General features: G+C 58.7%; 8 protein-coding genes. 5 read left to right on the top strand and 3 right to left on the bottom strand.

All coding sequences use genetic code 11. The annotated features are described in order from the left end of the window. The first annotated feature begins 107 nt into the window (after nucleotides 1-107). Entirely contained in the window at nucleotides 108-4691 is a 4584-nt protein-coding gene (locus ACTWLJ_RS07425; RefSeq protein ID WP_445180407.1) for a dermonecrotic toxin domain-containing protein, read from the top strand. Nucleotides 4692-4710: 19 nt separating this feature from the next. Here ACTWLJ_RS07425 and pdxR read toward each other — a convergent pair whose 3' ends face one another. Continuing rightward, nucleotides 4711-6264, bottom strand: a complete 1554-nt coding sequence (gene pdxR / locus ACTWLJ_RS07420; protein WP_445180406.1) for a MocR-like pyridoxine biosynthesis transcription factor PdxR — start codon at nucleotides 6262-6264, stop codon at nucleotides 4711-4713. Between the two features lie 92 nt (nucleotides 6265-6356). On the opposite strand from pdxR, the gene ACTWLJ_RS07415 reads away from it, so the two are divergent. From ACTWLJ_RS07415 to ACTWLJ_RS07405, 3 genes are read left to right on the top strand one after another with little or no spacing between them, the layout of a single operon-like run. Then, nucleotides 6357-6980 carry an FMN-binding negative transcriptional regulator gene (locus ACTWLJ_RS07415; RefSeq protein WP_445180405.1) on the top strand — a complete coding sequence of 208 codons (624 nt, stop codon included), beginning with the start codon at nucleotides 6357-6359 and terminating at the stop codon, nucleotides 6978-6980. 10 nt (nucleotides 6981-6990) lie between these two features. Next, the gene (locus ACTWLJ_RS07410) at nucleotides 6991-7437 is read left to right on the top strand and encodes a GNAT family N-acetyltransferase (protein ID WP_445180404.1); all 447 of its coding nucleotides are present in this window, start codon (nucleotides 6991-6993) and stop codon (nucleotides 7435-7437) included. 23 nt (nucleotides 7438-7460) lie between these two features. Continuing rightward, entirely contained in the window at nucleotides 7461-8132 is a 672-nt protein-coding gene (locus ACTWLJ_RS07405; RefSeq protein ID WP_445180403.1) for a GNAT family N-acetyltransferase, read from the top strand. A gap of 52 nt (nucleotides 8133-8184) precedes the next feature. On the opposite strand, the gene ACTWLJ_RS07400 is transcribed toward ACTWLJ_RS07405, so the two are convergent. Further along, complete coding sequence (locus ACTWLJ_RS07400; RefSeq protein ID WP_401213175.1) at nucleotides 8185-8463, bottom strand: helix-turn-helix domain-containing protein; 279 nt, start codon at nucleotides 8461-8463, stop codon at nucleotides 8185-8187. Continuing rightward, entirely contained in the window at nucleotides 8460-9812 is a 1353-nt protein-coding gene (locus ACTWLJ_RS07395; protein WP_445180402.1) for a HipA domain-containing protein, read from the bottom strand. Before ACTWLJ_RS07395 ends, ACTWLJ_RS07400 begins: the two co-directional genes overlap by 4 nt. A gap of 239 nt (nucleotides 9813-10051) precedes the next feature. Between ACTWLJ_RS07395 and ACTWLJ_RS07390 the strand changes: the two genes are divergently transcribed. Beyond that, the gene (locus ACTWLJ_RS07390) at nucleotides 10052-13009 is read left to right on the top strand and encodes an autotransporter outer membrane beta-barrel domain-containing protein (RefSeq protein WP_445180401.1); all 2958 of its coding nucleotides are present in this window, start codon (nucleotides 10052-10054) and stop codon (nucleotides 13007-13009) included. The last annotated feature ends 86 nt before the right edge of the window (nucleotides 13010-13095 follow it).

Raw genomic sequence — 13095 nt, 5'->3', positions numbered from 1 at the left:
GGCTTTTTTACGACCTATATATATCTACCACCCGAGCGGGTGAACACGCCGGTACATTCGGTTGCATGCGGCGGATGCCGCCCCACCATGCAATCGGTTCCGATCCCATGAAAGAAACAAACCGAACAGACACTGCCTCACCGCTGCTTAATAAAAGCCAACTGATCGAACAGACCAGCGGCGGTCCGACTCTCCAGGAGGCTGCCGCACAACTGCTGCGCGGGGCCCTGCACAAGTTCTTTCCCGAGCAACGAATCGACCCCGAAAAAACCATGTTGATGACCCCGATCTGGCATCAGCAGGGCGAAAACCTGCTGAGCGACAGTACCCGGTTCGAAACGCTGACCCACTTACTGGCGCGCCTGGCTTTCACTCAAATGACAGCCGACTTCATCGAGGGTGAACACTTCCTGACCTTGACGCCCCAGGCCGCCGACCCGGTCCACCTGCCCGTCAGCATGGACGCGATTACCACACTGCTGAACGAGTGTGCCCCGGTACTGTTCGTTGGCTTCGCGCAAAGCCAACTCGATTACTGGAGCGCAATCGTCGAAAGCCTGCCGCGCTGGCAGCAGTTGTCCGAGACGCTGCAAAAGGCACTGAACGTCCAGTCCGTAAAAGGCTGGAATGCGCATGAATGCACCCTGGCACGACACGTTTCGCAGTTCCCGGATCGGGCTGCACGCGCCGCGAACATCGCCGGCCTGTCAAACGTGCGCGCCAGTCTTATCGATATCGATCTGATTGTTGACCTGACCCAAACCCACAAGACCCGGCACCTGATGCTGGCTGGTGCAATCGTACTGACCGCAACACTGGGCAACCGCGAGTTGGTCACGATGTTTACCATTGATGAAGGCTGTGAATCGTTCGAATCCATGGCGCAACTCGGCGCCACTCTTCCCGGACGGATCGACCTCGATCTGAGAGAGTATGGTTTGAAGTGGCGACTCTATGAACCCGAAGGTAATATTTTCGACGCCACGGTCTGGGCATTGATTGGCTGCCAGATCGACTCGATCGATGTCCTTGATCCGGCGAGCAGTTCATCCACGACACAGCTCGTCGCATACAAGGATGATGCGGGGAACTCTCAGGCGCATGTCGAACGGCTTGTAGAGGCGATCCCGGAATGGCTTTTGGCGGGGTCGCTGGATGAAATTCAGGCCTACAGCGGCTACCTGACTGCTTTGGGAAAGCTGCGCGGTGAAACCGGTAGCGATGTTTTCAACAGCAGCGAAATTCCGCTGATCAAGGACTATGCCCAAAAGCAAATAAACGCGGCCATCGTCGCCGAGCGAAACGAAGTCGACAGTACGCAATTGCGCCTGAATGATGTCCGGATCACCATCACACATAGCTTCGAAGCCGGTGGTTTTACCCTTCCCGATCCAAATCAGATCAGGGTTCAGACGCTTGGCGAATTCGCCCTGTACAACACGTCGCCCTACATGGCCGAGGTGGCTTATCTCGACGGCACGCCCGCACCGGCCTGGATGACAATCAAGTTTCTGATACGCATGGCCAGCGAGGTCAACATCGGCGAAAACTATCCAGAACTGATCAAAAGCACCTTGATTGACGATCAGGAGCAAGCCCGTCGCCACAAGTTGCGCTACAGCCGACAATTACCGTTACTCCTGCCGATGCTGGCGCTGGAGTGCAAACTCAGGCAGCAGGGCGATGTCGACGAGCAGGGTTACCGTCAGGTCTGTCAGTTGATGGCTTCAATTACCGCGGCTACACCGATCGCTTCGTGGCCGGTACAGATTCGCCCACTGGCGTTCATCCCGCGCTTTCGGCTCGGCAGCACACCCGACACCGTCACCAACATGTACATCATCGGACCCCGAGCGGGAGCCAGCGGCCCCTGCCTTCTTTATCGCCCTCTGCTGGATCAACCGCTGCGCCAATTTCCGTCCGAACAAAACATGCTCTATGCCTTTTACCAGGCGGGTGAGTTACGTGATGCAGTGCTGGCCTGGCTACCGACCCGCGCCTTGAGTTTCGAGTACGGTCAGTATGTATTCTCCAGTGGCCTGCCATCACTCTGGACCGTCACCGACCTGGCATTCGATCCGTTCAGCCACCTTGACCTGAGCGCTGCTGTCAGTCTGGCGAACAGCCCCTTGAGCAGCGACATTTTCTCGACTCTTTTCGATAAAAACAGCCTGGCAATAGCCGAGCTTGCCGACCGCCAATCCACCTCCAATGCCGAGCGGCGCTGGGCATTGCTGGAGGACAGCGGCTGGTCGATATTCGGTGTGGCAACAAATTTCCTCAGCGGCCCGGCAGGCGCGGCAGTGTGGGTCTGGCAGACTATCAGTCAACTCCAGCAAGCTCTGGATGCACATGACACCGGTGACAAGTCTGCCGAATGGTCGTCGATCGGTGATGTGTTGCTGACGCTGGGCATCTTGCTCGCGCAAAGGTTCTCGTTACAGCGCCTTCGGCTCTCGAGTCCGCTGAAAGAGCAAGCCACGCCGGTGCACGTATCTGTCGATGATCCGCAGCTCGTTGCCCCGATTCGCACCAGGACAATGGTCATCACTCACGACACCACTCCACTAAATTCTCCCCTGCCTGAAACTCATTCCTCGATTCTGGCACCCAAAAAACTGGTTCGCATCAATGCACAAGCGTCATTCCTGCAAACCATTGATCGCCTTAAAGTACCCAGGCCGATTCTTCCCGAGGGTGCGGTAGCCAACGCTGATCATCTTTATGAGTTCGAGAGCAAGCTGTATGCCGAAGTCGGTGAACGCTGGTTTCAAGTCAGTGCCGAAACGGATGAGCCGGTGTTCGTCGTCGATCCCGACACACCTTCCCAAACGGGTTTGTGCATCAGGTTCGACCAACAGACCAAACGCTGGCACTGGGAGCTGAAACTGCGGTTACGCGGCGGTGGTCCGACCGGGAGGATCGAAGCCCTGCGCCGCGAGAAGAACAAACGCAAGGATGAGGCATGGGCTGCGTTGCATCTGTTCATCGAACAGGAAGCCAGCAAAAGAGCGGATCTGGAAAGTGCCTTGCAACCACCGGAAAACAGCGACCTTTCAGCCGTGATGACTGAGCAAGATATCGCCACCTATGTCAGCAAAGCCGACCAGTTGACCATTGACTACACCCAGGCATTGGCCGATCTCGAAAAGTGGCGTGAGGCCGGCGGTGCCGGGGTGTTTTATCAGGCGCAACTGATACGGTTGACGGTCGAACAGAATCGCTATCTCAGTAGCTGGATGCGCATGAAGTTGCGTGAGTACGCAAAAATCGTCGCACCGCAACTGAGCACTCTGGAGCCTCCCGAAAGTCGATCCCGACCGATACAGATGACAGCCGCGCGCAAAGCCATCGCCGTAAGCAATGAAATGGTCGAGCGCCTCACCCTTCTGCACGCTTCACACGACAGGTTGAACGCTCACACCGGCACCACCCGCAAAGTCGCGGGGGATCTACAACGATTGATGCCAGCGCTCTCGCGCCACGACCTGCACGCCAATGAAATCGGGATGTCTATTGAACTCTCGCTGCTGGATGCACCGGAGGGCGTCCTGGATCCGTTACGGAAAATTATCGTGCCGATTTTCGACGGTGCAGCTGATGCAGGTCACCGCCTGTTCAGCCGCCTCGGCATCGCGAGGGAGACAAAAAACCCGGACCTGAGCGTCGAGCAGCTCACCGAATTGGTCGATCGCCTGGCAGATGCCGAAAAACGACTGGAAGATCTGTCCAGCAGTTCATCCGCACAACTGGAGGCCATCCGCTTCCAGCGTGTTCAGCAACTGGTCAAGGAATTCCACCATTTAGCGCGACGTCACCTGCTGGATCTGTTGCCGGAGCCCGAAGAAGTCATGACCGCCACGATGGCCCGGCTCGAACCAGCGTCCTCCACCTCACGTGCAGTTGGCAAGGTGAACAAATCCCGGCCACGAGTCATCGAAACGCAAAAGGCTGCCTCCTCCGAAACACCCCGCGCACTCGAAGAGATGCCTGTCGTCAGGGCCGCCGCCGAACGGCCGATACAAGCACCAACGCTGGCCGATGAAGAGGTCATCAGCGGCGCCATGACGATGGTTGACGAGCTGGCTCCGCTTATCAAACGTTTGCGCACAGATGCCCAACGACCTTCACGTATTCCGGCTGACATGCAGGATCTGTTTGACCAGCAGGCAACCCGTCTCGACCAGACTGCCGAGAACGTCGACGCCATATTTGCTCGCAGAAAAGCGGATTTTCCGGTGGGACAACTGAGCACCGGACTGCGTGAGGCTGCAATCCGTATGCGTCGTGAGGGCGTCAGCGTCTATGGCGCGATACTCACAGGGCGCAGACCCCGGGAGAGTTATCTGCAGTGGCTGCACGACCACCGTCTGGTACAGATAACCAAGGACGAGCGGGGACGCATCCGAACCAAACAGCGCAAAGACTATTTCCAGGAGTATCGGATTAACGACAAGGCACGCCAGAACAAAGCCTTGTGGGTCGCACACTTCCATTACAACAACCTGACTGACCCGATTGATCAGTTCACGGCTGCGCATCTCAAGTTTGCCGACGGCTATTTGCAGGAGCTGTCCGCCAAGGCGCGGCAGGATCTGGAACATTTCGATGCAGTGGATAACGTGCTGCGCAAAATCGTTCGGCCACAGGTACTGGATCTGTTTCTGCACCCGGTTGGCGAGGTTGACTGAAGGTTAATCGTCTACAGAGTTACTTGCGCCAGACGCTACGCAAACGTGCCAGAGCAGCCTGAATATCTTGCTCCGGCACCGCTGCAAATCCCAGTACCAACCCGGCACGTTGATCCGCCGGGATGTGGGAGTCGGGCAACCAATAGTTGCTCAGGCCATTGACCTCGACTCCGACACTTTGCGCTTTGGCGATCAATTCGCGCTCGCGGGCAAGGCTGTTCACCGAGACGGTCAGGTGCAATCCGGCAGCCACCGCCGGCAGGCTGCCGACACCTTCGATATTCTCCGGCCAATGCGCCAACAAACAGTTGCGCCGACTCAACGCGGCACGGCGCATACGGCGGATATGCCGCTGGAAATGCCCGGCCGCCATGAACTCGGCCATCACCGCTTGGGTGCTGACTTCGGAATGCCGCACATCCACCGCCCGGCGTCGGGCGAAGGCTTGCACCAGCGCAGTCGGCAACACCAGATAACCCAGACGCAATGCCGGAAACGCCACTTTGCCGAACGTCCCGACGTAGAGCACTCGCCCTTCGCGATCCAGCGCTGCCAAAGGCGCCAGCGGTGCGCCGCTGTAGCGATACTCGCCGTCGTAATCGTCCTCGATGATCCAGCCTTGGTTGCGCTCGGCCCAGGCCAGCAACTCAAGTCGCCGCGCCAGACTCATGACCACCCCGGTCGGGTATTGGTGTGACGGCGTGACATAGGCCAGTCGGCAATCGCTAAGTCTGGCCAACGCTGTGCAATCAATGCCCTCTTCATCCACCGGCACTCCATGCAATCGCGCTCCCGCCACGGTGAAGGCATGACCGGCCGCCCGATAGCCCGGATTTTCGATGCCGACCACCGCGCCCGGCTCCACCAGCAGCTGTGCACAAAGGCTAATGGCCTGTTGAGCGCCACTGGTGATCACAATTTGCTCAGCCGAGCACTGCATCCCCCGCGAGCTGCGCAAATACGCGGCAATCAAGCCTCGAAGACGTTCGTCCCCAGCCGGATCGCCGTAACACAACTGCTGCAAAGCCGGTTTTCGCCAGAAAGCCGCGTTGAGCTTGGCCCAGACGTCGAACGGGAACAGATCGAAAGCTGGCACCCCCACCCGAAAAGCGCGCGGCGGACCGCTCGGCGGCGTCGGTAAATGATTGTGCTCGAGGGTCTGTAAAGCGCTGCTGTGGATAACTTTACTGGATAAAATTCCAGGTGTATTTGACGATTTTGTGGATAAGGCTGTGGGTAAGCCTGTTGAAAACCCTGTGGATAGTTTTGTGGATAATTTTTTTGCCGCAGGTTGTGTTTGCGGCAGTTGCGCCACATAGGTTCCGTCACCGACACGCCCCTCGATGTACCCCTCTGCGTAGAGTTGATCGTAGGCGCGCACCACGCTGTTACGCGAAATACCCAACGCCGCCGCCAGATCACGACTGGCCGGCAACCGGGTGCCACTGCCCAGTCGCCCATCCAGCACGCGCAGGCGCAGTGCCTGGAAAAGTTGCAGGCTCAGGCCCTGACGACGGTCGAGTTCAATCCCGGCCGGATTGAAGGGCATTGCTGGCGTGATGGATTCTGGCATGACAATGGACCTATGAAATTGGCCATCAATGGCTCTTACAACAGACCAATAGCCTGCCTAGGATGCAGGCATTCGCCAAGGAAAATTTCGCCATGTACACGCCCCGCGCCTTTGCCATCGACGACTTGTCGCAACTGCACGAATTGATCCTCGCCACTCGCCTCGCCATTTTGGTGACCCACGGCGAACAGGGCCTGCAAGCCAGCCACGTACCGGTGCTGCTGCATTGCGAACAAGGTGAGAACGGCACGCTCTACGGACATCTGGCCAAAGCCAATCCTCAGTGGAAAGACCTGCGCGACGGCGCCGAAGCCATGCTGATCTTTGCCGGCCCCGACGCCTACGTCAGCCCGGGCTTTTACCCGAGCAAGGCCGAGCACGGCAAAGTCGTGCCGACCTGGAACTACGTCGCCGTGCACGCCTATGGCCACGCCGAAACCTTCAGCGATGGCGGACGCCTGCTCGACATCGTCAGCACCCTCACCGACCGCCATGAAGCCGGCCGTGCGCAACCGTGGAAAGTCGATGACGCACCCGCCGATTACATCGACGGCATGCTCAAGGCCATCGTCGGTTTTGCGATTCCCATCGACCGTCTCGAAGGCAAACGCAAGCTCAGCCAGAACCGCAGCGACGCCGACATCGCCGGAGTGCGCGAAGGACTGGCCGCCAGCACCGAGATCAACGATCAGACACTCGCCCACTTGATGCGTTAAGGAAATCACCATGAGCCAAATCGACATCCGCCCGGTCACCGCCAGCGACCACGCCGCCTGGCTGCCGCTGTGGCAGGCCTACCTGCGCTTCTACAACACCGAACTGCCGGACGCCGTCACGCACAGTACCTGGCAGCGTTTTCTCGACCCGGGCGAACCGACCCACGCAGCGGTCGCCTGGGCCGATGGCAAAGCCGTGGGCATGGTGCATTTCATCTACCATCGTTCGAACTGGAGCATTGAAAACTCCTGCTATCTGCAAGACCTGCTGGTCGCGCCGCAAACCCGTGGCACTGGCGTCGGTCGCCTGCTGATCGAACACGTCTACGCCACCGCCAAGGCTGACGGATGCTGCAAAGTTCACTGGCTGACCCACGAAACCAACGCCACGGCGATCCAGCTCTACGAGCGCATCGCCGAACGCCCGGGGTTTATCCAGTTCCGCAAAGCCATCTGAGACTCTTCAAGGAAAATCGCGCCATGACCACCTCACTCGCCGATTGGAAAGGCGTACCGCCGCCCTCGACCACACTGCTCGAAGGCCGCTTTATCCGTCTGGAAAGACTCGACCCGGCACGCCACGGCGACGACCTTTTCAAAGCCCTCGAAGGTCCTGGCGCCGATCCGAAACTGTGGAACTACTTGCCTTACGGCCCGTTCCCCGAGCGCAGCACTTTCAATGACTGGCTGAACAACAACGCTGCCAGCAGCGACCCGTATTTCTTCAGCGTCATCGACCGCGCCACAGGTCAGGTGCAAGGCATCCTCAGCCTGATGTCGATCGTCCCGACCCACGGCCGCATCGAAATCGGCCACGTCACCTTCGGCGCGCCGATGCAGCGCTCACCGAAAAGCACCGAAGCGGTGTACCTGCTGGCCAAGGAATCCTTCGCGCTGGGCTATCGTCGCCTGGAATGGAAATGCAACAACGGCAACGCGCGTTCCAAATACGCCGCCGAACGTCTGGGCTTCAGCTTCGAAGGCGTGTTCCGCCAGCACATGGTGGTCAAGGGCGAAAACCGCGATACCGCGTGGTACTCGATTCTGAACTCGGAATGGCCAGCGATTGCGGCGGGGTTCGAGCAGTGGCTGTCCGATGAAAATCAGACGCCTGACGGGCAGGTGAAAGGCTTGGTTGAATGCCGCGCTTAAGCCTGTAAAAGCAAAAGATCGCAGCCTTCGGCAGGCTGCGATCTTTTGATCTTCAGTTAACGTCCCGGCGAATCCGCACTACGCCCATTTTCAGTCCAAAGGGGCGAAACACGGCATTCAGTGACTTCAGCGTCTGATTACCTTCGCCATGCTCTATATGCACCAGCGTGCGTACGGAAATTTTGCACATTTTCGCGAACTGGGTCTGATGCAATCCCGTCACTTCAACGCGCAAACGGCGAACCGCTTCACCGATCTCCAGGGTTCCTTGTGCCAGTGCCTCTTGAATGTTCTCGATGAGCACAGTGCGCTCGGCAACGGTCATGCTCATTTCAGATCCCACTCTTTCAAACGTTGCTCCAGATTCTTCAATGCAATGCTCGGATGGTTCATGGTTCGATCCGGCAAACCGCTGGCAGTCAGAATATCGGGAAGTGCAGCCAAGCGCTGTGCATCCCCGCGCAAGCGCTCGAATGAGTCGGGCGCGTCAGCCAACGCAGCCAATGGATCATCTGGATCAGCAATATCTGCAAGTGCGCGGCAAACTCCACGCCAATCGACATTTCCCGCCCGCTCCAGCTCTTTTGGCCATTTGGTCGAACGGGTCACGCCTTCGTCATCCATGACCATGGGTGCCAAATCATAAATGGGCGCCAGGCGAAACGTGTTGGCTTGCCGGATGATTGCGGTATTACGGCCGTGGTTATCAGAATTACCGAGGATTTTGTTGATCAGATCCCGGCGTAGATAGTCCGCAACGAGCGTCGGAATCTGACTTGCCTGACCCGCATCGCGCCAGAGTCCGGCGAGCATGCGGATGACATCCATATGGTTCATTGCGCTGCCTGGCGTTGTTACCTCAGCCAACGAGTAAATCGACTCGACAGCCAAACGCCTTACTTCCCCGTCCGCCGCAATGCGATCAAAGCGCTGCATCCACAGACTGGGTTTACTCGCTTCCTCCAATGCCAGACCTGCTGCAGCGACCGTTTCGATACCGAGTGTCTGTAAGGCCCTGTAGTAATGAAATTCGCTTCGCAGGATATCCTGATCAGTCAGGCCTCCTTTGTTTCGAGCAAACTTCACAAACCAGTGCTGACTGACCTCTTCATCAGCCAGTACCGCGTCGGGATACAAAAGGCCGGCACGGTTCTCGACGAGCAGCAACTTAGGAGCTTCCCCGCCAGCACCTGTGGCACCGCCAATCGCCGCGCCCAGTTCATAGGCGTACTCCAGAAAACGGTTGTCACGATTGATAACATCCTCGCGCTGGAATCCGATTGGCTTACGCTCATCCACAGCCTCGGCCGACTCTTTTATCCGCATGTTGCCGATGGGTGCCGGAGTGCTCCGGCCGAGCAGATAAAGGTCAGCGCTGATGTTTGCAGGTTTCTCGTTTCCCAAGCGTGCCAGGAGAAACCTTCTGGCGGCGCCGGCCGGCGCAATGTCATGCACAAACGCAGGCGTGCCGGACCGCCGTCCTTCCCAATCCAGTGGGAACCGCGCACTCACAGCCTTGGAAAAACGAGATCCTATATCGTCGATGTTATCGACCAGGTAAGCGGTCTCGTAACCAAAACTGCAGCGACTTTCGAACCCCTGTTCAGGATTGTCGAAACTCAAGACCATGGCGTCTTGCCATTGGCCAGCGGTGAATATCTGTAATGTCAGGTTGTACATGGTTTTCCACCTGCACTTAAATGCATTCCGCGCAGCCTTTGTTTGGCTTTAAATGCAATATAGTGCATTTTTAGTTCAACATGACATGATTGATCTGCAACAAAATGCAGATACGCTGTTTATATCCTCCATCAAAACGCAAAATAATGCAGATGTGATCAATCACACTTTAGACATCATTCTGTAAAAACCCTCCGCTATACAGGACGCCCCGCTTATAACAAAAAGGCCGTCCCCCAATGCCCTTCCCGCCTCAGCGTCTGTCTCTCGCCATCGCCCTGCTGATCACTGCCAACATCGCCCACGGCAAAACCGTGCAGATCGATACCGCCACCACCGCCTCGCAAACCCTTGGCGGCAGTGACACGCTGACGATTTCGGCGCCGGGCAGTATCACCAACAGCGGCAAGGCCGTAAGCCTGAAGGACAGCACCAGCGGCGTCGGTGTGGTGATCGATAACTCGGGCAAGATCATCTCCAGCGGTGGCCGTGCCATCGACAGCAGCGGCGACCTGACCAAGGCGCGTGACTACAAAATCTACAACCGCAGCGGCGGGCAGATTCTCGGTTCCAATGATGCGTTGCGCATCGACAGCAATTTCGTCAGCGGCAGTCTGTTGATCGACAACAGCGGCATCATTCGCTCGACCACCGGCCAGGCGCTGGATCTGGATGCGCTGCGCAGTGACGGAGTCAAAACCACGATCATCAACCGCGCGGGCGGGCTGATTCGCGGCGATGCCAGTGACGGTATGAAGACCGGCGCCAATGCGACGATTACCAACTACGGCGAGATTTCCACCGGCGACTCGCACAACGCCGACGAAAAATTCGACGGCATCGATATCGACTCCGCAAGCGGCGTCAGCGTGACCAACTACGGGATGATTTCCGGCGGCCGTCATGGCATCACCACCGATCTCGGTGCAACGCTGGTCAACTACGGGGAAATTACCGGGCGCAACGGCTCCGGTTTTGGCTCCGATGGCGACGGCACAGTGATCAACCACGGCACCATCACGGGTGCCTACTCCGGGCTGCAACCCAATGGCGACGGCGATGGCGTGGATATCGACAAAATCGCCCACATCGAAAACTACGGCACGATTCAAGGCGTCGGCGCCGGTGGCGTGGACAAGGGCGGTTTCGCCAATGGCAGCGAAGGCATCGCGCTGGGCGGCGGTTTCATTCACAACGCCAGCGGTGCGCTGATCAGCGGCGCCAACGCGGCAATTCTGGTGGACGACGGTAGCGGCGGCTCCGGAGTCGGGGCCACCACGCTGGAAAACTTCGGCACCATTCAGGGTCTCGACGGTTTCGGTGTGAAGTTCGTCGGCGAGTTCGCCGACAGCGTGATCAACGGCGGCACCATCAGCGGCAGCAATGGCCTGGCGCTGGATCTGGGCGGCGGCAACGACAGCCTGACCCTGAAGAATGGCAGCCGCTTCGTCGGCGTGGTCGATGGCGGCAGCGGGTACGATCAGGTGGTGATGGACGACGCAGCGGGCGGCAGCTTCGGTGCCAGTCGCAACTTCGAATGGCTGGAGGTCAAACAAGGTGCGTGGACCCTCACCGGGAGCGGCGATTTCAGTGACGGCGGCGCGGTGCGCAACGGCGCGACACTGATCAACCAGGGCGGCATTGCCGGCACTCTGACCGTGGATGCTGGCGGCGTATATGCCGGTGGCGGCTCGGTCGGCAATCTCAATGTCAACGGCACCTTGCGCACCAACACCAGCCTCGGTCAGGCAACCATCGTTCAGGATTTGAACATGGGCAGCGCATCGACCCTCGCTTACGGCGTCAACGCCGACGGCAGCAGTGCCCCGGTGATCGTCGGCGGCACGGCCAATCTCAATGGATCAACATTGGCGATCAATCCCGGCACCGGCACTTATCCGTGGCAGAGCCAATACACCGTGCTGCAAGCGGCGCGGGTCAACGGCACTTTCGGCACAGTCACCAGCGACTACGCGTTCCTCACGCCGACACTCGCCTACACCCCGACTCAGGTCGATCTGACCTACACCCGCAACGACGTAGCGTTCAATGAGTTTGCCGTCACCGGCAACGGCAGCAACGCGGCCAACAGCCTCGCTTCGATGGGCAAAAACAATGCGCTGTACAACGCATTGCTCAACACCACCCAAAACAGTGCTGGCGCCGCCATTGAGCAACTCGCTGGCGCCAGCAACGCCAACCTGACCAGTGCCACCCTCGGCGCCAGCAGTCAGGTCGGCAGCAGCATGCTTTCGGCAATGCAACAAATGGGCGGCGGCCCGGGCCTGATGGTTGGACTGGATCAACGCGACACTCCGGTGCTCGCGGCAAACGGCGTACCTTCCGAAGCACGTAACCTGAACGACCCGAACGCCCGTGGACGCATCTGGCTGCAAGCCATCGGCGGCTACGGCAAGCTCAATGGCAAACACGGCAACAGTGGCCTGGAGCAGCGCAGCAAAGGCAGCGTGCTCGGCGCAGACTGGTCGCTGACACCGCAATGGCGTCTGGGCGTACTCGGCGGTTACTCGAAGACCGATCTGGACGCAACTGGCGTCGATGGCAATGTCGAGAGCTGGCACGCCGGGGTTTACGCGTTGCGTCAGAGCGGCCCGTATTCACTGCGTCTGGGCGCGGCGTACAGCGGCCATCAAGGCGAGAGCAAACGCACCGTGGCGTTCAACGGTTTCAGTGATCGGCCCAAAGGCAACTACGACGCCGACAGCCAGCAAGCCTTCGCCGAACTCGGTTACGCCATGGGCAACGGCCGCCTCAGCGCTGAACCGTTCGCCAGCCTCGGCTATCAGCGCTACCACCGCGACAGCTATCAGGAAAAGGGCGGCGCTGCAGCTTTGCAAGTCGACGGCCAGACCCAGGACAACTTCAACAGCACCTTCGGCCTGCGCCTCGCGCACCTGAGCAGCCTGGACAACGGCATGAGCCTGACCCCGCGCATGGCGGTCGGCTGGAAACACACTTATGGCGATGTCAGCAGCTCGACGCGGCAAGCGTTCGTGACTGGCGGGACTGCATTCAATGTTGATGGCTCATCACTGGATCGCGACAGTCTGGTGCTGGAGGCGGGACTGGATGTGGGGATTTCGGCGCGCCATACATTGGGCGTGGGGTATAGCGGCGAGATTGGCAGCAACAGTCGCAATCATGGGTTGATTGGGCAGTGGCAGATGAGTTTCTGATTATTGCCAGCGGGTGGTATCTGGAACACGCGTAGGAAAAGGCATCGGAAACGCCCGGCAAAATTGCACTTTCCTCCGTTGTCGTC

The organism is Pseudomonas sp. McL0111 (assembly GCF_052567255.1).
This window is presented reverse-complemented; position numbering and strand designations above follow the sequence as displayed.